The 21,726-nt window shown below is 70.3% G+C and carries 18 protein-coding genes and 1 pseudogene; 17 read left to right on the forward strand and 2 right to left on the reverse strand.

The window, feature by feature from the left end; all coding sequences use genetic code 11:
- Positions 1–14: 14 nt before the first annotated feature.
- Positions 15–2,018: a penicillin-binding protein 2 gene (locus W7U_RS06555; protein ID WP_008256131.1), complete on the forward strand. Its 2,004-nt coding sequence runs from the start codon at positions 15–17 to the stop codon at positions 2,016–2,018.
- Here the strand turns inward: W7U_RS06555 and W7U_RS06560 are convergent.
- Positions 2,015–3,145 carry an FAD-dependent monooxygenase gene (locus W7U_RS06560; RefSeq protein WP_008256133.1) on the reverse strand — a complete coding sequence of 377 codons (1,131 nt, stop codon included), beginning with the start codon at positions 3,143–3,145 and terminating at the stop codon, positions 2,015–2,017. The genes W7U_RS06555 and W7U_RS06560 overlap by 4 nt on opposite strands.
- Before the next feature lie 63 nt (positions 3,146–3,208).
- On the opposite strand from W7U_RS06560, the gene W7U_RS06565 reads away from it, so the two are divergent.
- The 16 genes from W7U_RS06565 (at position 3,209) to W7U_RS06640 (ending at position 20,556) form a co-directional block, all read left to right on the forward strand.
- Positions 3,209–3,814 (forward strand): TetR/AcrR family transcriptional regulator, encoded by a 606-nt coding sequence (locus W7U_RS06565; protein ID WP_197538611.1) that lies wholly within the window; start codon positions 3,209–3,211, stop codon positions 3,812–3,814.
- 65 nt (positions 3,815–3,879) lie between these two features.
- Positions 3,880–5,448, forward strand: a complete 1,569-nt coding sequence (locus W7U_RS06570; protein ID WP_036428808.1) for a UDP-N-acetylmuramoyl-L-alanyl-D-glutamate--2,6-diaminopimelate ligase — start codon at positions 3,880–3,882, stop codon at positions 5,446–5,448.
- A complete protein-coding gene (gene murF, locus W7U_RS06575; protein WP_008256138.1) occupies positions 5,445–6,992 on the forward strand; it encodes a UDP-N-acetylmuramoyl-tripeptide--D-alanyl-D-alanine ligase in 1,548 nt (515 codons plus the stop codon). The genes W7U_RS06570 and murF overlap by 4 nt, the downstream gene beginning before the upstream one ends.
- On the forward strand, positions 6,989–8,068 hold the full coding sequence (mraY, locus tag W7U_RS06580; protein WP_008256140.1) for a phospho-N-acetylmuramoyl-pentapeptide-transferase: 1,080 nt from the start codon (positions 6,989–6,991) through the stop codon (positions 8,066–8,068). The genes murF and mraY overlap by 4 nt, the downstream gene beginning before the upstream one ends.
- Positions 8,068–9,525, forward strand: a complete 1,458-nt coding sequence (gene murD / locus W7U_RS06585; protein ID WP_036428810.1) for a UDP-N-acetylmuramoyl-L-alanine--D-glutamate ligase — start codon at positions 8,068–8,070, stop codon at positions 9,523–9,525. Before mraY ends, murD begins: the two co-directional genes overlap by 1 nt.
- Before the next feature lie 8 nt (positions 9,526–9,533).
- Complete coding sequence (gene ftsW / locus W7U_RS06590) at positions 9,534–11,231, forward strand: putative lipid II flippase FtsW (RefSeq protein ID WP_008256142.1); 1,698 nt, start codon at positions 9,534–9,536, stop codon at positions 11,229–11,231.
- Complete coding sequence (gene murG, locus W7U_RS06595) at positions 11,228–12,445, forward strand: undecaprenyldiphospho-muramoylpentapeptide beta-N-acetylglucosaminyltransferase (RefSeq protein WP_008256143.1); 1,218 nt, start codon at positions 11,228–11,230, stop codon at positions 12,443–12,445. Before ftsW ends, murG begins: the two co-directional genes overlap by 4 nt.
- A complete protein-coding gene (murC, locus tag W7U_RS06600) occupies positions 12,442–13,920 on the forward strand; it encodes a UDP-N-acetylmuramate--L-alanine ligase (protein ID WP_008256144.1) in 1,479 nt (492 codons plus the stop codon). The genes murG and murC overlap by 4 nt, the downstream gene beginning before the upstream one ends.
- A complete protein-coding gene (locus W7U_RS06605; RefSeq protein WP_008256145.1) occupies positions 13,920–14,882 on the forward strand; it encodes a cell division protein FtsQ/DivIB in 963 nt (320 codons plus the stop codon). The genes murC and W7U_RS06605 overlap by 1 nt, the downstream gene beginning before the upstream one ends.
- 267 nt (positions 14,883–15,149) lie before the next feature.
- Positions 15,150–16,307, forward strand: a complete 1,158-nt coding sequence (gene ftsZ / locus W7U_RS06610; protein ID WP_008256146.1) for a cell division protein FtsZ — start codon at positions 15,150–15,152, stop codon at positions 16,305–16,307.
- Positions 16,308–16,407: 100 nt separating this feature from the next.
- Positions 16,408–17,115 (forward strand): peptidoglycan editing factor PgeF, encoded by a 708-nt coding sequence (pgeF, locus tag W7U_RS06615; RefSeq protein ID WP_036428813.1) that lies wholly within the window; start codon positions 16,408–16,410, stop codon positions 17,113–17,115.
- A gap of 5 nt (positions 17,116–17,120) precedes the next feature.
- Positions 17,121–17,897: a YggS family pyridoxal phosphate-dependent enzyme gene (locus tag W7U_RS06620; RefSeq protein ID WP_008256148.1), complete on the forward strand. Its 777-nt coding sequence runs from the start codon at positions 17,121–17,123 to the stop codon at positions 17,895–17,897.
- Positions 17,898–17,963: 66 nt separating this feature from the next.
- Positions 17,964–18,608 (forward strand): cell division protein SepF, encoded by a 645-nt coding sequence (locus tag W7U_RS06625; RefSeq protein ID WP_008256149.1) that lies wholly within the window; start codon positions 17,964–17,966, stop codon positions 18,606–18,608.
- 165 nt (positions 18,609–18,773) lie between these two features.
- On the forward strand, positions 18,774–19,064 hold the full coding sequence (locus tag W7U_RS06630; protein ID WP_003878110.1) for a YggT family protein: 291 nt from the start codon (positions 18,774–18,776) through the stop codon (positions 19,062–19,064).
- A 263-nt stretch (positions 19,065–19,327) separates the two neighbouring features.
- Positions 19,328–20,125, forward strand: coding sequence for a DivIVA domain-containing protein (locus W7U_RS06635; RefSeq protein ID WP_008256153.1), 798 nt, complete (start codon positions 19,328–19,330; stop codon positions 20,123–20,125).
- A 92-nt stretch (positions 20,126–20,217) separates the two neighbouring features.
- Positions 20,218–20,556, forward strand: a complete 339-nt coding sequence (locus W7U_RS06640; protein WP_008256156.1) for a phage holin family protein — start codon at positions 20,218–20,220, stop codon at positions 20,554–20,556.
- A gap of 3 nt (positions 20,557–20,559) precedes the next feature.
- Here the strand turns inward: W7U_RS06640 and W7U_RS06645 are convergent.
- Positions 20,560–21,243 (reverse strand): annotated as a pseudogene (locus W7U_RS06645) (phosphoribosyltransferase); the annotation flags it as partial.
- Between the last annotated feature and the right edge of the window lie 483 nt (positions 21,244–21,726).

Below are 21,726 nucleotides of genomic sequence, written 5' to 3' on the forward strand. Positions count from 1 at the left end.
GTCCCCGTAAGGACATGGCGGACAACGCCGCCCGGCAGCCCAAGCGCCGCGCGAAACCGCAGCAGGCGGACCAGGGCCGTGACGTTCGCGAACCGAAACGACTCCGGAAAGCCAAGCAGCCCAAGGCCAGCCGGGGTGCGCAGCGCCCCGAGCCGGTGGGGGCCGGGCATTCGGCGCGGGAGCGGCGCACCCGTCAGATCGTGCAAATGGCCGGCCGCGGTGGGTCGTTCGTCTTCCGCCATCGCGCCGGCAACGTGGTCATCCTGGTGCTGATGCTGGTGGCCGCCGCCCAGCTGTTCGTCCTGCAGGTGACCAAGGCCCCGACGCTGCGCGCCCAGGCCGCCGGGCAGCTCAAGGTCACCGACGTGGAAAAGGCGGTGCGGGGCAGCATCATCGACCGCCGCAAGGATCAACTGGCGTTCACCATCGAATCTCGTGCGCTGACGTTTCAACCGAAACGCATTCACAAGCAGCTGGAGGAGGCCAAGGCCAAGAATTCGGCCGCCCCCGACCCGCAGCAGCGCTTGCGCGACATCGCCAAGGACGTCTCGGGTCGCCTCGGCAACAAACCCGACTCGGCGACCCTGCTGAAGAAGCTGCAAAGCGACGAGAACTTCGTCTATCTCGCGCGTGCCGTCGACCCCGCCGTCGCCAGCGCGATCTCGGACAAATTTCCCGAGGTCGGTTCCGAACGCCAGGATCTGCGCCAGTATCCGGGCGGATCGCTGGCCGCCAACATCGTGGGCGGCATCGACTGGGACGGCCACGGGCTGCTGGGCTTGGAAGAGGCCATGGACTCCGTGCTGTCCGGGACCGACGGTTCGGTCACCTATGACCGCGGATCCGACGGCGTGGTCATCCCCGGCAGTTACCGCAACCGGCATCGGGCGGTCAACGGCTCGATGGTGCAGCTGACCCTCGACGACGACATCCAGTTCTATGTGCAGCAGCAGGTTCAGCAGGCCAAGAATGTCTCTGGCGCGCACAATGTTTCGGCCGTCGTGCTCGACGCGAAGACCGGTGAAGTGCTGGCCATGGCCAACGACAACACGTTCGACCCCTCCCAGGACATCGGGCGTCAGGGCGACAAACAGCTGGGCAACCTGGCGGTGTCCTCGCCGTTCGAGCCCGGCTCGGTGAACAAGGTGATCACCGCGTCGTCGGTCATCGAGTACGGCCTGTCCAATCCCGATGAGGTGCTGCAGGTTCCCGGCACGATCCAGATGGGCGGGGTCTCCATCCACGACGCGTGGGACCACGGCGTGATGCCCTACACGACCACCGGCGTGTTCGGAAAGTCTTCCAACGTCGGCACTTTGATGCTCGCACAGCGGGTGGGGCCGGAGCGCTTCTACGACATGGTCCGCAAGTTCGGGCTCGGGCAGCGCACCAATGTGGGCCTGCCCGGGGAGAGCGCCGGGCTGGTGCCACCCATCGACCAATGGTCGGGCAGCACCTTCTCCAACCTGCCCATCGGGCAGGGCCTTTCGATGACGCTGCTGCAGATGACGGGCATGTACCAGACGATCGCCAACGACGGGGTGCGGATCCCGCCGCGGATCATCAAGGCCACCATCGCGCCCGACGGCACCCGCACCGAAGAACCGCGCCCGGACGGCGTGCGGGTGGTGTCGGCGCAGACGGCTCAGACCGTGCGCAACATGCTGCGCGCCGTCGTGCAACACGACCCGATGGGCTATCAGCAGGGCACCGGCCCCGCCGCCGCGGTGACGGGCTACCAAATGGCCGGGAAGACCGGCACCGCCCAGCAGATCAACCCGGCCTGCGGCTGCTACTTCGACAACGTCTACTGGATCACGTTCGCCGGCATGGCCACCGTCGACAACCCCCGGTATGTCATCGGCATCATGATGGACAACCCGGAGCGCAACGCCGACGGCACCCCGGGCCACTCGGCGGCCCCGCTGTTCCACAACATCGCCGGCTGGCTCATGCAGCGCGAGAACGTGCCGCTGTCGCCGGACCCGGGCCCGCCGCTGACGCTGCAGGCCACCTAGACTTCCCGGCCGCGGCCGGTTGCGACGGTGAAATCGTTGTTGCGCGCGTCGATTTGAGCCTGAGTGGCCGGAATCAGGAGGTCGCCGCCGGGTGCCGCCGTGGCCTGGCAGCGCAGGGCGTGGGGTCGCTGGTCGCGTTCGTACTGCTCGCACGCGTGGCCGAGATCGCCGGGATGGTCGCGCAGCGCTCGCGCGAGAAACCAGGCCCCGGTCAGGGCCAGGGAGGTGCCGCGGCCCGACAGGCTCGAGGCACAATGCGCCGCGTCCCCGACGAGGACGACGCGACCGCGATGCCAGCCGGGCATGTGAATCTGGCTGACGGAATCGAAGTACAGTTCCGGGTCGGCGATCGCGGCGTCGAGCAGTTCGGGTACCCGCCACTCGCCGTGGCCGGCGAACGCGTCGACGAGTAATCGTTTCTGGGCCGCGAGGTCGTGGTAGTCGTAGTCGATCCAGGGCGATCGAAACATGAAGACCGCCAAGGCTTTGTCGTTGTAGGCGGCGATGCCGGCAAGGTGCCCGGGGAAGTTGTACATCGGGTTGTCGCGCCCGGACGGCGTATAGCCGGGCAAGTCGGCCAGCGCGACATAGAAGCCGAGATGGCGCAGAAACCGTTGCTCGGGACCGAACGTCAGGCGTCGCACGGCCGAGTGCATCCCGTCGGCACCGACAACCAGGTCATAGCGCTCGCGGTCGCCGGAATTGAACCGCACATCGACGCGACGGTCATCGTCGTCGAGTTCGCCGATGGATTCGTTGAACCGCAGTTCTACCGTCGGCCCCAGGCGGTCGCGCAGGATGGTTGTGAGGTCTTCCCGCGGGATTTCGATGTCGCCGGCGGAGTCGTTGATCTCGTCGAGCGGCGGTTCGGCCACCACGGTGCCGTTTTCGTCGACGAACTGGACGCGTTCGGTCATATCGACCCGGTGCGCGCGGATCGGTGCGAGCACGCCCATCTTGTCGGCGACACCGATGGAGTCCCCGCGAATGTCGATCGGGGAGCCGTTCACCCGCAGGTGGTTGGCGCGTTCGACCAAGGTGACGTCGTGGCCGTCGGCGCCGAGGTTTATCGCCGCGCTTAGGCCGCCGATTCCGGCACCGGAGACGAGAATGCGCATCGATTCCACTCCTGTTCGCTATAAGATACGTTCTGTATCCAAAGAACGTAGACCCGACCGTTAGGAAACGCAATGTCTCTTAACTCGACCGGCGTGGCCCGGCGGCGCCGGGGTCCCGCGTTGGAGGAGGCGTTGCTGGATGCGGCGTGGACGGAGCTGACCGAACGCGGGTACGACGAGCTCACGATCGACGGCGTCGCCGTGCGGGCGGGCACCAGCCGTGCGGTGCTCTACCGGCGCTGGCCGAACAAGCAGGAACTCGTGCTCGCCGCGGTGGCACATGAGGTCGCCAAGGACGTCGTGGTCGCCCCTGACACCGGCAGCCTGCGCGGTGACGCGATCGCATTGCTGCGGCAAGCGAACAAGGTCAGGGTGGGGTTGGTGGTCCCGTTGCTGACCCGGCTGGGCGGCTTCTACCAGCAGACCGGCAGCAGCCTGGCCGATCTCGAAACGCTGGTGCGAGGGCGGCGCGATGCCGCGTTGGATCAGGTGATCCAGCGCGCCATCGATCGCGGTGAAATCGAGCCCGACCAGTTGACCGAGCGCATTGCGCGCCTGCCCGTGGACCTGTTTCGCTACGAGGTCCTGATGACGCTGCGGCCCCTGCCCGACGAAGCCATCGAAGAGATCGTCGACACCGTCTGGCTCCCCCTGCTCGAGCGGCGCAACGGGTCGTGACACCGGCGCCCGGGCGCGGGAACATCCGTCGGCCGGTGCTCCTAGGTAGGGTGTCATGGCCGATCATGGCTGACGGAGGTGGTGACGGGGTGTCGGTGCCCAGTGCGCTGCGGCCCAGCGCCGCAGCGGGCGTGCGCTTGCCGGCGTTGGCGGCTGACATCGGAGCCGCCCCGGCCGGCGATCGGGCCGTGCCGAACCTGCCGGTCACCGGGGTCACGCTGCGCGCCCAGGAGGTGCGGCCCGGCGATCTGTTCGCCGCGCTGCCCGGTTCCACCACCCACGGCGCGCGTTACGCCGGCGACGCGATCGAACGCAGCGCGGTCGCCGTGCTCACCGACGCCGGCGGGGTCGCCGAGATGGGCGCCCTAGGGCAATCCGTGCCGATCCTCGTTCACCCGGACCCCCGCGGCGTGCTCGGCGGGCTGGCCGCCGCGGTGTACGGGAACCCGTCCGAGCGGGTGACGGTCGTCGGCGTCACCGGCACGTCCGGCAAGACCACCACGACGTATCTCATCGAGTCCGCACTGCGCGCCGCCGGCCGCACCGCCGGGCTGATCGGCACCATCGGGATCCGCATCGACGGCGCCGACATTCCCAGCGCGCTGACCACCCCGGAGGCCCCCGCCCTGCAGGCAATGCTGGCGGCCATGGCCGAACAGGGGGTGGACACCGTCGTCATGGAGGTCTCCAGCCACGCCCTGGCGCTGGGCCGCGTGGATGGAACCCGGTTCGCGGTGGGCGGTTTCACCAACCTGTCCCGCGACCACCTCGACTTCCACCCGACGATGGCCGACTACTTCGAGGCCAAGGCGATGCTCTTCGACCCGAGCTCCCCGCTGCGGGCCCGGCGCGCCGTGGTCTGCGTCGACGACGACGCCGGGCGCGCCATGGCCGCCCGCGCCGGGGACGCGATCACCGTCAGCGCCGAGGGCCGGCCCGCGCACTGGCGCGCCACCGACGTGGCCCCGATGGGCGCGGGGGGACAACGGTTCACCGCCATCGATCCCGCCGGGGCGCGCCATCAGCTGGGTGTTCGGCTGCCCGGCCACTACAACGTCGCCAATTGCCTTGTCGGACTGGCTATTCTGGACGCGGTCGGGGTGTCCCCGGAGCAGGCGTCGACGGGCCTGCTACAGGCCCGCGTGCCGGGACGCATGGAGGAGATCGATGCCGGCCAGGACTTCCTGGCGCTGGTCGACTACGCCCACAAACCGGGCGCGTTGCGCGCCGTGCTGACCACGCTGGCGCGTCCGGATCGCCGGCTGGCCGTGGTGTTCGGCGCCGGCGGCGAACGCGACCCGGGCAAACGGGCGCCGATGGGCGCGACGGCGGCCGAGCTGGCCGATCTGGTCGTCGTCACCGACGACAACCCGCGCGGTGAGGACCCGGCGTCGATTCGTCGCGAAATCCTCGCCGGGGCGACCGAAAGCGGTTGTGCGGCAGACATTGTCGAGATCGCCGACCGCCGCGACGCGATCAGGCACGCCGTCGCCTGGGCGGGCCCGGGCGACGTCGTGCTGATCGCCGGCAAGGGCCACGAAACCGGCCAGAGCGCCGGCGGGCACACCCGCCCCTTCGACGACCGGGTCGAGCTGGCGCAGGCGCTGCGGGACCGGAACGGGGCACCGCGATGATCGAGTTGACCGTCGCCGAGATCGCCGACATCGTCGGCGGCACCCTGGCCGACATCTCGCCGCAGGACGCCGCGCGACGCCGCGTCACCGGGACGGTGGAATTCGACTCGCGCGCCGTCGGACCCGGCGGGCTGTTCCTGGCGCTGCCGGGCGCGCGCTCGGACGGCCACGACCACGCGGGCGCGGCGATCGCCGCCGGCGCGGTGGCGGTGCTGGCCGCCCGACCGGTCGGCGTTCCCGCCGTCGTCGTCGCCCCCGCGGGCGCGTCGGGATCGCGGGCCGGGGTGCTCGAGCACGACCCGGACGGCTCGGGCGCGGCGGTGCTCGCGGCGCTGGCCAAATTGGCCCAGGTGGTGGCCGCCGAACTGGTCGCCGGCGGGCTCAGGATCGTCGGGATCACCGGATCGTCGGGGAAGACGTCGACCAAGGACCTGGTGGCCGCCGTGCTGAAACCGCTCGGCGAGGTGGTCGCCCCGCCCGGGTCGTTCAACAACGAGCTCGGGCATCCGTGGACCGTGCTGCGCGCGACGCCCGACACCGACTTCCTGGTCCTCGAGATGTCGGCGCGCCACCCGGGCAACATCGCCGCGCTGGCCGAGATCGCCCCGCCGGCGATCGGCGTCGTCCTCAACGTCGGCACCGCGCACCTGGGCGAGTTCGGCTCGCGCGAGGCCATCGCACAGACGAAATCCGAACTGCCCCAATCTGTTCCGGCATCCGGGGTGGTGATCCTCAATGCCGACGACCCGGCGGTGGCGGCCATGGCCGGCGTGACCGCGGCCCGGGTGGTGCGGGTCAGCCGTGCCGAGAACACCAGCGCGGGCCCCAGCCAGCTGTGGGCCGGGCCCGTCTCGCTCGACGAGGTGGCCAGGCCGTGCTTCACGCTGCACCACCGCGACGCCTCGGGGACCACTCAGGCGCAGGTCCGGCTCGGCGTCTACGGCGACCACCAGGTGACCAACGCGCTGTGCGCCGCCGCGGTCGCGCTGGAATGCGGCGCCGACGTCGACCAGGTGGCGGCCGCACTCGCCGGCGCCGGCCCCGTCTCGCGGCACCGGATGCACGTCACCACGCGCGCCGACGGCGTCACCGTGATCGACGACGCCTACAACGCCAACCCCGATTCGATGCGCGCCGGGCTGCAGGCGTTGGCCTGGATCGCCCACGGCGGGGGGGACCGGCCGGCCGAAAAGCGCAGGAGTTGGGCCGTGCTCGGTGAGATGGCCGAACTCGGCGAGGACGCGATCGCCGAGCATGATCGCATCGGCCGGCTGGCCGTGCGCTTAGATGTGTCTCGACTCGTTGTCGTGGGAAGTGGGAGGTCGATGAGCGCCATGCACCACGGAGCGGTCATGGAGGGTTCGTGGGGCTCGGCCGATAAGGGGGCCGTCAACGTGGCCGACAGCGAGGCCGCCCTGGCGTTGCTGCGGGCCGAGCTGCAACCCGGCGACGTCGTGCTGGTCAAGGCCTCCAACGCGGCCGGGCTGGGGGCGCTGGCCGACGCCCTGGTATCACAAGGCTCGCAGGGCGGTGCCCGCCCGTGAGACAGATCCTCATCGCCGTCGCCGTCGCGCTGACCGTGTCGATCCTGTTGACCCCGGCGCTGATCCGGCTGTTCACCCGGCAGGGATTCGGCCACCACACCCGCGACGACGGCCCGCCGACCCACCACGCCAAGCGCGGCACACCGTCGATGGGCGGCGTGGCCATCCTGGCCGGCATCTGGGCCGGTTACCTGGGGACCCACCTGGCCGGGCTGGCGTTCGACGGCGAGGGCGTCTCCGCGTCGGGTCTGCTGGTGCTGAGCCTGGCCACGGTGCTCGGCGGCGTCGGCTTTCTCGACGACCTGATCAAGATCCGCCGGTCGCGTAATCTCGGGCTGAACAAGACGGCCAAAACCGTCGGGCAGGTCGCCGCCGCGGTGCTGTTCGGCGTGCTGGTGCTGGAATTCCGCAACGCCAACGGCCTGACCCCGGCCAGCGCGGACCTGTCCTACGTGCGCGAGATCGCCACCGTCGCGCTGGCCCCGGCGCTGTTCGTGTTGTTCTGCGTGGTCGTCGTCAGCGCCTGGTCCAACGCCGTCAACTTCACCGACGGCCTGGACGGGCTCGCCGCCGGCAGCATGGCGATGGTCACCGCGGCCTACGTGCTGATCACGTTCTGGCAGTACCGCAACGCGTGCGTCACCGCGCCCGGGCTGGGTTGCTACAACGTGCGCGATCCGCTCGACCTGGCGATCGTCGCCGCCGCCACCGCGGGCGCCTGCATCGGCTTTCTGTGGTGGAACGCCGCGCCCGCCAAGATCTTCATGGGCGACACCGGATCGCTGGCGTTGGGTGGCATCATCGCCGGCATCTCGGTCACCAGCCGCACCGAGATCCTCGCCGTCGTGCTGGGTTCGCTGTTCGTCGCCGAGGTCAGCTCGGTGGTGTTGCAGATCCTGACTTTCCGCACCACCGGGCGCCGGGTGTTCCGGATGGCGCCGTTCCACCACCACTTCGAATTGGCCGGCTGGGCCGAGACCACGGTCATCATCCGGTTCTGGTTGCTCACCGCGATCGCCTGCGGGCTGGGCGTGGCCCTTTTCTACGGTGAGTGGCTGGCCGCGATCGGTGCCTGATGAGCGGGCTTGACCCCTTGGCGCCGGGCGCCCCGGTGCTGGTGGCCGGCGGCGGGGTGACGGGCAAGGCGGTGCTGGCGGGCCTGACCCGCTTCGGCGTGGTGCCAACCCTGTGCGACGACGACCCGGCCACCCTGCGCGGGTACGCCGACGCGGGGGTGGCGACCGCGCCGACGTCGGTGGCCGCCGAGCAGGTCGCCCGCTACGCCCTGGTGGTGACCAGCCCCGGCTTCTCGCCGACCACGCCGCTGCTGGTCGCCGCCGCGGCGGCGGGCGTGCCCGTCTGGGGCGATGTGGAGCTGGCCTGGCGGCTGGACGCGGCCGGCCACTACGGCCCGCCGCGGCGCTGGCTGGTGGTGACCGGGACCAACGGCAAGACCACGACGACGTCGATGCTGCACGCCATGCTCACCGCGGCCGGGCGGTCAAACCTGTTGTGCGGCAACATCGGCAGCCCGGTGCTCGACGTGCTGGACCAACCCGCCGAGCTGCTGGCCGTCGAGTTGTCCAGCTTCCAGCTGCACTGGGCGCCGTCGCTGCGGCCCGAGGGCGGCGCGGTGCTCAACATCGCCGAGGACCACCTGGACTGGCACGGCACCCTGGCCGACTACGCCGCGGCCAAGGCCCGGGTGCTCGACGGCCGGGTAGCCGTCGTCGGGCTGGACGACGCCCGGGCCGCGGCGCTGCTGAGCACGGCGCGGGCGCCGGTGCGGGCCGGCTTTCGGCTGGGCGAACCGGGCCCGGGGGAGCTCGGCGTGCGCGACGGACACCTGATCGACCGCGCGTTCGCCGACGACCTGACGCTGGCGCCCGTCGACTCGATACCGGTGCCGGGCCCCGTCGGCGTGCTCGACGCGCTCGCCGCCGCCGCGCTGGCCCGCAGCGTCGGGGTGCCGGCCGAGGCGATCGCGTCCGCGCTCGCGGCCTTCCGGGTCGGGCGGCACCGGGCCGAGGTGGTGGCCGTCGCCGAGGGCGTCACCTACGTCGACGACTCCAAGGCCACCAATCCTCACGCCGCCGAGGCGTCCGTGCTCGCCTACCCCCGGGTCGTCTGGATCGCCGGCGGCCTGCTGAAGGGCGCCTCGGTCGACGCCGAGGTCGCCAGGATCGCGTCGCGGCTGGTCGGGGCGGTGCTCATCGGCCGAGATCGGCAAGAGGTTGCAGAGGCGTTATCGCGACACGCGCCGGATGTCCCCGTCCTCCACGTTGTGACAGGCGAGGATGCTGATATGGATGCGACTGCAGTGGTTCTTGGTGCAGATGTGACAGAAGTGAAACATTCGAGTGGAGATCTCGGCGCCGCCGTCATGACCGCGGCGGTCGCCGCGGCTCGTGGCCTGGCCGCACCCGGTGACACTGTCCTGCTGGCACCGGCGGGCGCATCGTTCGACCAGTTCGCCGGGTATGCCGACCGGGGCGACGCGTTCGCGGCCGCCGTGCGCGCGGCGATCCGGTAGGGCGGGGCGTGGGTAACGCACTGACCCGGCTGCTGGGCCGGGGCAAAGCGACCGGCGGAACCGCGACCGAGCCGGGGCCGGCGGAGGACGCGGACGCGACGGCCGAGGTCACCGACGCGGCCGCGGACGACGGCGACAAGGCCGACGAGCCCGCCAAGCCCGCGAAGGCGCCCAAGGCGAAAAAGGACAAGGCCGCCGGTGGCGATGGCGGTTCGCCCACCCGGTTCGGTGCCTGGCTCGGCCGCCCCATGACCTCGTTTCACCTGATCATCGCCATCGCCGGCTTGCTGACGACGCTCGGCCTGATCATGGTGCTCTCGGCATCGGGGGTGCGGTCCTACGACGCCGACGGGTCGGCCTGGATCATCTTCGGCAAGCAGGTCCTGTGGACGGTGATCGGCCTCATCGCCTGCTACACCTCGCTGCGGATGTCGGTGCGGTTCATCCGCCGCGTCGCCTTCACCGGCTACGTCGTCACCGTGATCCTGCTGGTCCTGGTCCTCGTTCCCGGCATCGGCAACCTGGCCAACGGCTCCCGCAAGTGGTTCGTGGTCGCCGGCTTCTCCATGCAGCCCTCCGAGCTGGCCAAGATCGCCTTCGCCATCTGGGGCGCGCACATGCTGGCGGCCCGCCGACTCGAGCGCGCCAGCCTGCGCGAACTGCTCATCCCGCTGGTGCCTGCGGCGGTGATCGCGCTGGCGCTGATCGTCGCGCAGCCCGACCTCGGGCAGACCGTGTCGCTGGGCATCATCCTGCTCGCCCTGCTCTGGTACGCCGGCCTGCCGCTGCGCGTCTTCGCCACCTCGCTGCTCGCGGTCTTCATGGCCGGGGCGATCCTGGCGATGTCGGCCGGCTACCGGTCCGACCGGGTGCGGTCCTGGATCAATCCCGAGAACGACCCGCAGGACACCGGCTACCAGGCCCGGCAGGCGAAATTCGCGCTGGCCCACGGCGGCATCTTCGGCGACGGCCTGGGCCAGGGCACCGCCAAGTGGAACTACCTGCCCAACGCCCACAACGACTTCATCTTCGCGATCATCGGCGAGGAGCTCGGTTTCATCGGCGCCTTCGGGTTACTGGTCCTGTTCGGGCTGTTCGCCTACACCGGGATGCGGATCGCCCGCCGGTCGGCCGATCCGTTCCTGCGGCTGCTGACCGCCACCACGACGATGTGGGTCCTGGGTCAGGCGTTCATCAACATCGGCTACGTGATCGGGATCCTCCCGGTGACGGGCATCCAGCTGCCGCTCATCTCCGCCGGTGGAACCTCCACGGCGGCAACGCTTTTCATGATCGGGATCATGGCCAACGCGGCCCGTCACGAACCCGAGGCGGTGGCCGCGCTGCGGGCCGGCCGCGACGACAAGGTGAACCGGCTGCTGCGGCTGCCGCTGCCCGAGCCCTATTCGCCCACGCGCCTGGAGGCGTTCCGCGACCGCAAGCGGTCGCGCCCGCAATCGGGCGCCGCGCCGCGCAAGGGCGCCGGGTCGCCCGGGCGCAAGGCGCCCCGCAACGGCGAGGCGCCGCTGCGCGGGGCGCCCCCGCGGGCGGCCGGCCGCCCGGTCCGCCGGTCTGCGGGTAACCCCCGCTCACGGGCGGGGCATCATGGATCTGGCCAGCGCTATGCGACCCTGGGAGCCAATCAGGCCGCCGGCCGGCGCCAGCAACGGCGCACACGCGCATTGGAAGGTCAGCGTTACGGGTGAACGACACGGTCAACGAGCCGACCGGCGGGCGGGGGGCAGACCCTCTGCCCGCCGGTGCCGCGTTGTCGGCTTTTAGGCCCTTGTCGGTCGTGCTGGCCGGCGGGGGAACGGCCGGGCACGTCGAACCGGCGATGGCCGTCGCCGACGCGCTGCGCGCGCTGGATCCCAAGGTCCGGATCACCGCGCTGGGCACGGCGCGGGGGCTGGAGACCAGGCTGGTGCCCGCGCGCGGCTACGACCTCGAGCTGATCACGCCGGTGCCGCTGCCCCGCAAGCCCAGCGGTGACCTGGCCCGGCTGCCTTCGCGGGTGTGGCGGGCCGTCCGGGAAACCCGCGCCGTGCTGCGGTCGGTCGACGCCGACGTCGTGATCGGCTTCGGCGGATACGTGGCGCTGCCGGCCTATCTCGCAGCGCGTGGTGTCTCGCCGCGCAGATCCCGGGTTCCGGTGGTGATCCACGAGGCCAACGCCAGCGCCGGGCTGGCCAACCGGGTCGGCGCCCGCAGCGCCGAGCGGGTGCTCTCCGCGGTGCCCGACTGCGGCCTGCCGGGCGCCGAGGTCGTCGGGGTGCCGGTGCGCGAAGCCATCACCTCGCTGGACCGCGCGGCGCTGCGCGCCGAAGCGCGCCGACACTTCGGCTTCGCCGACGACGCCCGGGTGCTGCTGGTGTTCGGCGGCTCGCAGGGGGCGGCCTCGCTGAACCGCGCCGTCGCCGGGGCGGCCGCCGGGCTGGCCGCCGCGGGCGTGGCGGTGCTGCACGCGCACGGCCCCAAGAACACGCTCGACCTGCGCGAACCACTGCCGGGCGACCCGCCGTACGTGGCGGTGCCCTACCTCGACCGGATGGACCTGGCCTACGCCGCCGCCGACCTGGTGATCTGCCGGTCCGGGGCGATGACGGTCGCCGAGGTCTCGGCGGTGGGCCTGCCGGCGATCTACGTGCCCCTGCCGATCGGCAACGGCGAGCAGCGGCTCAACGCACTACCGGTGGTCAACGCCGGCGGCGGCATGGTGGTCGCCGACGCCGACCTGACCCCCGGGCTGGTCGCCCGGGAGGTGGCCGCCCTGGTGGGCGACCCGCCGCGGCTGGCGGCGATGACGACGGCCGCCGCGCGCGTGGGACACCCCGACGCGGCCCGCCAGGTGGCCCAGGCGGCGCTGGACATCGCCAGGAAGGCGCAGCTCGGCCGCTTGTCGGCCGGAGGGCAGCCATGACCACCGAGCAGCTGCCGCCGGAGCTGCAGCGGGTGCACATGGTCGGCATCGGGGGAGCCGGCATGTCGGGCATCGCCCGCATCCTGCTCGACCGCGGCGGGCTGGTCTCCGGCTCCGACGCCAAGGAGTCGCGCGGCATCCATGCCCTGCGGGCCCGCGGCGCGCAGATCAACATCGGGCACGACGCGTCGTCGCTGGACCTGTTGCCCGGCGGCGCCACCGCCGTCATCACCACCCACGCAGCCATCCCGAAAACCAACCCCGAGCTAGTCGAGGCCCGGCGGCGCGGCATCCCGGTGATCCTGCGGCCCGCCGTGTTGGCCAAGCTGATGGACGGGCGCACCACGCTGATGGTCACCGGCACGCACGGCAAGACGACGACGACGTCGATGCTGATCGTGGCGCTGCAACACTGCGGGCGCGACCCGTCGTTCGCGGTCGGCGGCGAGATGGGGGAGGCCGGGACCAACGCGCACCACGGCAGCGGCGACTGCTTCGTCGCCGAGGCCGACGAAAGCGACGGGTCGCTACTCGAGTACACGCCCAACGTCGCCGTCGTCACCAACATCGAGACCGACCACCTGGACTTCTACGGCAGCGCCGGCGCCTACGTCGACGTGTTCGACGCGTTCGTGGACCGGCTGGCCCCCGGCGGGGCGCTGGTGGTCTGCGTCGATGACCCCGGGGCCGCGGCGCTGGCCCGACGTACGGCCGAACTGGGAATCCGGGTGCTGCGCTACGGATCCGGGACCTCGTTACCCGGTGAACCCCTGGCCACCACCCTGTTGTCGTGGCAGCAGCAGGGCACCGAGGCGGTCGCCCAGATCCAGCTGGCGCCCGACCTGGACCCCGAGCAACGCCCGCGGGTGATGCGGCTGTCGGTGCCCGGACGCCACATGGCGCTCAACGCGATGGGCGCGCTGCTGGCGGCCCTCGAGATCGGCGCCCCCGTCGACGCGGTGCTGGACGGGTTGGCGGGCTTCGAGGGGGTGCGGCGCCGATTCGAACTGGTCGGCACCGCGGGCAACGGGCAGCCGGTGCGCGTGTTCGACGACTACGCCCATCACCCCACCGAGATCGTCGCCACGCTGGCGGCGGTCCGAACCCTGCTCGAGCAGAGCGGCGACGGCCGCAGCATCGCGGTGTTCCAGCCCCATTTGTATTCGCGGACAAAGGCTTTCGCCGAGGAGTTCGGTCACGCGCTGGACGCCGCCGACGAGGTCTTCGTCCTCGACGTCTACGGCGCGCGCGAACAACCGCTGGCCGGCGTCAGTGGTGCCAGCGTCGCCGAGCACGTCAGCGTCCCGGTGCGCTACCTGCCGAACTTCTCCGCCGCCGCCGAGCAGGTGGCCGCGGTCGCCGGGCCCGGCGACGTCATCGTCACCATGGGGGCCGGCGACGTGACCCTGCTGGGACCCGAGATCGTCACGGCGCTGCGGGCGCGGGCCAACCGCGGCGCGCCGGGAGCCCTGTGATGACCCAGCCGCTCGACCCGGGCACGCCGGGCGGCGGGGCCGGCCAGGCCGACGACCCGGTCCCGGACGACGCCGCCACCGAACCGCTGGTCACCGGCACGGGCACCGAGCCGACGGCAACCGATCAACAGCCCGATCCGGCCGAGGTCGAGGGGCCGCGCCGGCGCGCCCGCCGGGAGCGCGCCGAACGACGCGCCGCCCAGGCCCGCGCCATGGCCATCGAAGAGGCGCGCCGGGAGGCCAAGCGCAGGGCCACCGGGCGGCCGGTCCACGAGCCCAAACCCGTTGCGCGCGGCGTTGTTCGAGGGCTCAAGATGCTGTTGGTCACCATCCTGCTGGTGATCGTCGGCATCGGCCTGGCATTGGTCCTCTATTTCACGCCGGCGATGTCGGCCCGCAACATCGTCGTCGTCGGGACCGGGGTGGTGACCCGCGAAGAGGTCCTGGATGCGGCTCAGGTGCGGCTCGGAACGCCGCTGCTGCAGATCAACACCAGCCAGGTCGCCGACCGGGTGGCGGCGATCCGCCGAGTGGCCAGCGCGCGCGTGCAGCGCCAGTACCCGTCCGCGCTGCGGATCACCATCGTCGAGCGAGTCCCGGTGGCGGTCAAGGATTTTCCCGACGGGCCACACCTGTTCGACCGGGACGGCGTGGACTTTGCGACCGGACCGCCGCCACCGGCGCTGCCCTACCTCGATGTCGCCGACCCCGGGCCCAACGACCCGGCGACCATGGCGGCGCTGCAGGTGCTCACCGCGCTGCGTCCCGAGGTCGCCGACCAGGTCGGCCGGGTCGCGGCGCCCTCGGTGGCCTCGATCACGCTCACACTGAGCGACGGCCGGGTGGTGATCTGGGGGACCACCGACCGCACCGACGAGAAGGCCGAGAAGCTGTCCGCGCTGTTGACCCAGCCCGGCAAGACCTACGACGTGTCCAGCCCGGACCTGCCGACGGTCAAGTAGCGATCTTCGTCACGTCGCTCGCGCCGCGGCGCCGCCGAACAGCGCTCACGCCCGCTCAGCCGCGGAAAAATGCCCAAAATTTGCGGGACGCGCGTCGGCGCGCCTGCAGGGTTCGCGCGCGCCATGCCCATACCGTTCTGGTTGCGCGGAACTACTTGACATAACTCTAACCCTATGGTTGAGGTTGAGGGTTTGCCAGGGGGACCGCCACCGTCCGGAGGAGCCCACCACCGGGAGAGCCGAGCCCATCAGGGAGGAAGACGAATGATGACCCCCCCGCACAACTACCTGGCCGTGATCAAGGTCGTGGGTATCGGTGGCGGCGGCGTCAACGCCGTCAACCGAATGATCGAACAGGGCCTCAAAGGCGTCGAGTTCATCGCGATCAACACCGACGCGCAGGCGCTGTTGATGAGCGACGCCGACGTCAAACTCGACGTCGGGCGCGACTCCACCCGTGGCCTGGGCGCCGGCGCCGACCCGGAGGTCGGGCGCAGGGCCGCCGAGGACGCCAAGGACGAGATCGAGGAGCTGCTGCGCGGGGCGGACATGGTGTTCGTCACCGCCGGCGAGGGCGGCGGGACCGGCACCGGCGGGGCTCCCGTCGTCGCCAGCATCGCCCGCAAGTTGGGCGCGCTCACCGTGGGTGTGGTCACCCGCCCGTTCTCGTTCGAGGGCAAGCGGCGCGGCAACCAGGCCGAAAGCGGCATCGCGGCGCTGCGCGAGAGCTGCGACACCCTGATCGTGATCCCCAACGACCGGCTGCTGCAGATGGGCGACGCCGCGGTGTCGCTCATGGACGCCTTCCGCAGCGCCGACGAGGTGCTGCTCAACGGTGTCCAGGGCATCACCGACCTGATCACCACCCCGGGTCTGATCAACGTCGACTTCGCGGACGTCAAGGGCATCATGTCCGGCGCCGGCACCGCGCTGATGGGCATCGGCTCGGCGCGCGGCGAGGGCCGCTCCCTCAAGGCCGCCGAGATCGCCATCAACTCGCCGCTGCTGGAGGCGTCGATGGAGGGTGCGCAGGGCGTGCTGATGTCGATCGCCGGTGGCAGCGACCTCGGGCTCTTCGAGATCAACGAGGCGGCCTCGCTGGTGCAGGACGCCGCCCACCAGGACGCCAACATCATCTTCGGTACCGTCATCGACGACTCGCTGGGCGACGAGGTGCGCGTCACCGTCATCGCGGCGGGCTTCGATGCCACCGGCCCCGGCCGCAAACCCGTCATCGGCGGCAATGCCGACAAGGAAGAGAAAGTCGGCGCGCACCGCATCGAATCGGCGAAGGCCGGCAAGCTCACCTCGACGTTGTTCGAACCGGTCGACGCGGTCAGCGTGCCGGTGCACACGAACGGTTCGACCTTGAATATCGGTGGCGATGACGACGACGTCGACGTGCCGCCGTTCATGCGCCGCTGAGGTCTCGATTTGCTTGCCACTGCGCGACGAACCGGCCTCGAAAGATAGTGGCCCTACGTCGATGCAGCCTGGCAGGCAACAACTTCCGGATACTGATCACGTGAGCGTTCGCGTCCGACGGGTGACCACCACCCGCGCCGGTGGTGTCTCCAAGCCGCCCTTCGACACCTTCAATCTGGGCGACCACGTCGGCGATGACCCGGCCGCGGTCGCCGAGAACCGGGCCCGGTTGGCCGCCGCCGTCGGTCTGCGCCCCGGCCGCGTGGTGTGGATGAACCAGGTCCACGGCGATCGGGTCGAGGTGGTGGACGGGCCGCGCGAGGCCGCCGTGGAGGACACCGACGCGCTGGTGACCCGCACGGCGCGACTGGCGCTGGCGGTGGTGACCGCCGACTGCGTTCCGGTGTTGATGGCCGATGCGCGCGCCGGGGTGGCCGCGGCGGTGCACGCCGGCCGGGTCGGTGCCCAGCGCGGCGTGGTGGCGCGCACGGTGGAGGCGATGCTCGAGCTGGGGGCGCAGCCCGACGACATCTCGGCCCTGCTGGGTCCGGCGGTCAGCGGCCACAACTACGAGGTGCCGGAGGCGATGGCCGGCGAGGTCGAAGCTGCGCTGCCGGGCAGTCGCACCGTCACCGGTGCCGGAACCCCCGGGCTCGACCTGCGGGCCGGAATCGCTTGCCAGCTCAAGGGTTTGGGCGTCACCGCGATCGATATCGATCCCCGGTGCACGGTCGCCGACCCGACGTTGTTCAGTCATCGCCGGGATGCGCCCACCGGCCGGCTGGCCTCGCTGGTCTGGATGGAGTGACCGCGATGGCGGTGGACATGTCCAATGGGGGAGACCGCGAATCGGAATTGACCCACGCATTGGCGGCGGTGCGCTCCCGCCTTGCCGCGGCGGCACAAGCCGCGGGCCGCAATGCCGCGGAAATCGAGGTTTTGCCGATTACCAAATATTTTCCAGCAATCGACGTCGTGACTTTGTCCCGATTGGGGTGCCGGGCCGTCGGCGAATCGCGGGACCAGGAAGCGACCGCAAAAGTGGCCGAAGTCACTCGGCTCCTGGCGGCTCCCGAACGGGCGAACGTGGGAAATCCGCGCTGGCACATGGTCGGTCATATCCAACGGAACAAGGCTCGGTCGGTGGCCGGTTGGGCCCACACCGCGCACTCGGTCGACAGCACCCAGCTGGTGACCGCCCTCGACCGGGGGGTGGCGGCGGCGCTGGCCGAAGGGCGCCGCACCGACCCGATGCGGATCTACGTCCAGGTCAGCCTCGACGGCGACGAGTCCCGCGGCGGTGTGGACATTTCCCGGCCGGGGGCCGTCGACCAGATGTGCGCCCAGGTCGAGGAGGCGTCCAATCTCGACCTGGCCGGGTTGATGGCCATCCCGCCGCTGGACTCCGATCCCGACGAGGCCTTTGACCGGCTGCAATCGGAACATCGGCGGGTCCTGGAGTCGCACCGGAACGCGGTCGGGCTCTCCGCCGGCATGTCCAACGACTTCGAAATCGCGGTCAAACACGGATCGACATGTGTGCGTGTCGGTACCGCCCTATTGGGCCGTCGGAGGTTACCGTCACCGTAAGTAGTCACTGCAGTAACAGCTTTATCACTAACACCAGGAATCCCAGGGGCTAGAAGGGTCAACGCAATGAGCACACTGCACAAAGTCAAGGCCTATTTCGGTATGGCCCCAATGGACGACTACGAGGACGAGTATTACGACGACCGCGCGCCGTCCCGCGGTTTCCCGCGCCCCCGGTTTGATGACGGCTACGGCCGCTACGACGGCGACGACTACGAGGACCCCCGTCGCGAGCCCGCCGACTACCCGCCGCCGGCCGGCTACCGCGGCGGCTACGCCGACGAACCCCGCTACGGCTCCGTGCACCCCCGCGAATTCGACCGGGCCGAGCGGGGCGGGCCGCGCTTCGGCTCGTGGTTGCGCAACTCCACCCGCGGCGCGCTGGCGATGGACCCCCGCCGGATGGCGATGATGTTCGAAGAGGGCCACCCGCTGTCGAAGATCACCACGCTGCGGCCCAAGGACTACAGCGAGGCCCGCACCATCGGCGAGCGCTTCCGCGACGGCACCCCGGTCATCATGGACCTGGTGTCGATGGACAACGCCGACGCAAAGCGGCTCGTCGACTTCGCGGCCGGCCTGGCCTTCGCGCTGCGCGGTTCCTTCGACAAGGTGGCGACCAAGGTGTTCCTGCTGTCGCCCGCCGACGTCGACGTGTCCCCGGAGGAGCGTCGCCGGATCGCCGAAACCGGTTTCTACGCTTACCAATAGGCGCACCCGCCGCGCTCGGCAGCGAGAGCTGACCGCACCCTCGAACGGTTGAACGACTGCCGAGACCACGTGAGGTGGGGCCGCTGACCCGGAGTCGGTAGGCTGGCAGGCGCCGCGCACGTCCGCGGCGCTTGGCATCTCATCGATAAGGTCGGGGCACTTCAGTTGGTGTTGTTCTTTCAGATCCTTGGGTTTGCGCTGTTCATCTTCTGGCTGCTGCTCATCGCTCGGGTCGTCGTTGAGTTCATCCGCTCGTTCAGCCGGGACTGGCATCCCACCGGGATCACCGTGGTGGTGCTGGAGATCATCATGTCGATCACCGATCCGCCGGTGAAACTGCTGCGCCGGCTGATCCCCCAACTCACCATCGGAGCGGTCCGCTTCGACCTGTCGATCATGGTGCTGTTGCTGGTCGCGTTCATCGGGATGCAGCTGGCGTTCGGCGCCGCGGCGTGACCCCGTTCCGGCCCGCCGCCTGAGGCCCCCGCGCCGCCCCGGAGACGGTTCGGACACGTTTTAGCGTCGGTTTGGTTCCCGCGATTTAAAATTTCTAAGGTTTCGGATTTTATTGGCCTCAATGTTTGAAATTGGCTCTTATTTATTGGGCTAATCAGCAACCGTCGCGCCTGGTGTGACAGGATGGACGGCAGTTGCACCACGGCTACCACTGCGTTCTACACTTTCCAGAACGTTCGACAGGAACTTGAGGGGACGAAACAATGCCGCTTACACCAGCCGACGTCCACAATGTGGCGTTCAGTAAGCCACCGATCGGCAAGCGGGGCTACAACGAAGACGAGGTGGATGCCTTCCTCGATCTGGTGGAAGCCGAGCTGACGCGACTCATCGAAGAGAACAGCGATCTGCGCCAACGGATTGAAGAGCTCGACCAGGAGCTGGCCTCCGGCGGCGGGGCCGCCGCCCCGGCCGCGGCCGCCGCGCCCACGCAGGCCATTCCGGTCCGCGAGCCCGAGCCCGAGCCCGTCAAGGCCGCGGCTGCGCCGGCCGCCGCGGTCAACAACGAGGAACAGGCCATGAAGGCCGCTCGGGTGCTGAGCCTGGCCCAGGACACCGCCGACCGGCTCACCAGCACCGCGCAGGCCGAGTCGGAGAAGATGCTGTCCGACGCCCGCGCCAACGCCGACCAGATTCTCAGCGAGGCCCGCAGCACCGCCGAGACCACGGTCGCCGAGGCCCGGCAGCGCGCCGACGCGATGTTGGCGGACGCGCAGACCCGCTCGGAGACCCAGTTGCGCCAGGCCCAGGAGAAGGCCGACGCCCTGCAGGCCGACGCCGAGCGCAAGCATTCCGAGATCATGGGCACCATCAACCAGCAGCGCACGGTCCTGGAGGGTCGACTCGAACAGCTCCGCACCTTCGAGCGCGAATACCGGACCCGGCTCAAGACCTACCTGGAGTCTCAGCTCGAGGAACTCGGCCAGCGTGGGTCGGCGGCCCCCGTGGACTCCAGCGCCGATGCCGGCGGGTTCGACCAATTCAACCGGGGCAACAACTAGCCTTTTCAGCTGTGCCGGACGCTCGCCGAGCTTCGGGGTTGGCACACTAGGTCCTGAACACCGCAGTCCGCTCGTCGCCTGGAGGATGCCCGATGCTCGTCATTGCGCTGGTATTGGCCCTGATCGGGCTCGTCGCGTTGGTGTTCGCCGTCGTCACGAGCAACGAGCTGGTCGCCTGGCTGTGCATCGCCGCCAGCGTGGTGGGTGTGGTCCTGTTGATCCTTGACGCCTTGCGCGAGCGCCAGCACCGCGAGCCCGGTGGGGCCGAGGCCCAGGATGCGGGTGAGGCCCGTCCCGACGAGGACGACTACGTGGACTATCCCGAGGAGGCTGCCGCCGAGGGCGAAGCGGAGGCGGTCACCGACGGGACCGAGGCGACGGAGGAATCCAGCGTCGCGGCCGAGGGCCGCGGCGACGAGTCCGCCAAGTAACGCTCAGGCCGTCGGGGTGGCGAGCAGTTCGCGCACCTCGTCGTCGCTGACCTGATGAAAATCGTCGTAGACCTGCCCGACCGCTTCGAATCCGGGCGGCATCGTCGCGCACACCACGTCATCGGCCTCCCGCGCCAGGTCGCGGCAGGCGGACTCCGGCCCCACCGGGACCGCGACGGTGATTGATTCCGGTCCCGCGGCGCGCACCGCTCGCACGGCGGCCAACATGCTGGCGCCGGTGGCGATCCCGTCGTCGGCCAGGATCACGACCCGGTCGCGCGGGTCGGCGATCGGCCGGCCGCCCCGGTAGGCGTGCTCGCGCCGGAGCAGTTCGGTGGTCTCGCTGTCGATCACCTCGCGCACCTGCTCATCGGTGACGCGCAAGCTGGCCACGACGTCGTCGTTCATCACCAGGCCGCCACCGCTGGCCAAGGCGCCCATCGCCAGCTCCGACCAGTTCGGCACCCCGAGCTTGCGCACCAGGAACACGTCCAAGGGGGCGCCCAGGGCCGCGGCGATCTCCCAGGCCACCGGCACGCCGCCGCGCGCCAGCCCGAACACCAGCACGTCGCGCCCACGGTAGGACGTCAGTTCCTCGGCCAGCGCGCGACCGGCCTCGCGGCGGTCACGGAAGTTGCGCGTCGCCGTTCGCCGGAGAAAGCCGTTCGGTCGATTCATTGGTCGTATACCAGCCTACGTGGGAAAGCTCACTTCGGCGGTGCATGCCCGGTGGGACGGCCGGCGCAAGCGCAATACGGTTGCGCGGGAAGGCGATTGGATTTGGCCGGCGGCGCAGTATCGGTGTGATCGCGGCTTCGCCGCTCAACATGGTCCATCGGCTCGGGTGTGATCGCGGCTTCGCCGCTCAACATGGTCCATCGGCTCGGGTGTGATCGCGGCTTCGCCGCTCAACACACTCCATCGCCTCAGGAATGAATGCGAGCATTCATTCCATTCGGCTCAGTCGTGTGTCCGAGGGGGGACTTGGCCACTTACGACACGGGTTGAGACCTTTCAACTGCGTCTCTGACCAGTGAGTTTACGGCGTCAGGCGTCTGGGGTGCAGTGGACGCAACGGAGCGATGTCCGGTGGGGTTGCAGAGGTGGCCGAGTTCGGTATTCGTGCGCTCGAACCATCACGCGGCGCCGAGTTTGCGAGGGCAGGCAGTA

The organism is Mycobacterium sp. H4Y, assembly GCF_000364405.1.
GTDB classification, from domain to species: domain Bacteria; phylum Actinomycetota; class Actinomycetes; order Mycobacteriales; family Mycobacteriaceae; genus Mycobacterium; species Mycobacterium intracellulare.

Coding starts and splice junctions, on each gene's coding strand:
- W7U_RS06555 (WP_008256131.1), top strand. CDS start 15: ATGGCGGACAACGCCGCCCGGCAGCCCAAGCGCCGCGCGAAACCGCAG.
- W7U_RS06565 (WP_197538611.1), top strand. CDS start 3,209: ATGTCTCTTAACTCGACCGGCGTGGCCCGGCGGCGCCGGGGTCCCGCG.
- W7U_RS06570 (WP_036428808.1), top strand. CDS start 3,880: ATGGCTGACGGAGGTGGTGACGGGGTGTCGGTGCCCAGTGCGCTGCGG.
- murF (WP_008256138.1), top strand. CDS start 5,445: ATGATCGAGTTGACCGTCGCCGAGATCGCCGACATCGTCGGCGGCACC.
- murD (WP_036428810.1), top strand. CDS start 8,068: ATGAGCGGGCTTGACCCCTTGGCGCCGGGCGCCCCGGTGCTGGTGGCC.
- murC (WP_008256144.1), top strand. CDS start 12,442: ATGACCACCGAGCAGCTGCCGCCGGAGCTGCAGCGGGTGCACATGGTC.
- W7U_RS06605 (WP_008256145.1), top strand. CDS start 13,920: ATGACCCAGCCGCTCGACCCGGGCACGCCGGGCGGCGGGGCCGGCCAG.
- ftsZ (WP_008256146.1), top strand. CDS start 15,150: ATGACCCCCCCGCACAACTACCTGGCCGTGATCAAGGTCGTGGGTATC.
- W7U_RS06620 (WP_008256148.1), top strand. CDS start 17,121: ATGGCGGTGGACATGTCCAATGGGGGAGACCGCGAATCGGAATTGACC.
- W7U_RS06625 (WP_008256149.1), top strand. CDS start 17,964: ATGAGCACACTGCACAAAGTCAAGGCCTATTTCGGTATGGCCCCAATG.
- W7U_RS06635 (WP_008256153.1), top strand. CDS start 19,328: ATGCCGCTTACACCAGCCGACGTCCACAATGTGGCGTTCAGTAAGCCA.
- W7U_RS06640 (WP_008256156.1), top strand. CDS start 20,218: ATGCTCGTCATTGCGCTGGTATTGGCCCTGATCGGGCTCGTCGCGTTG.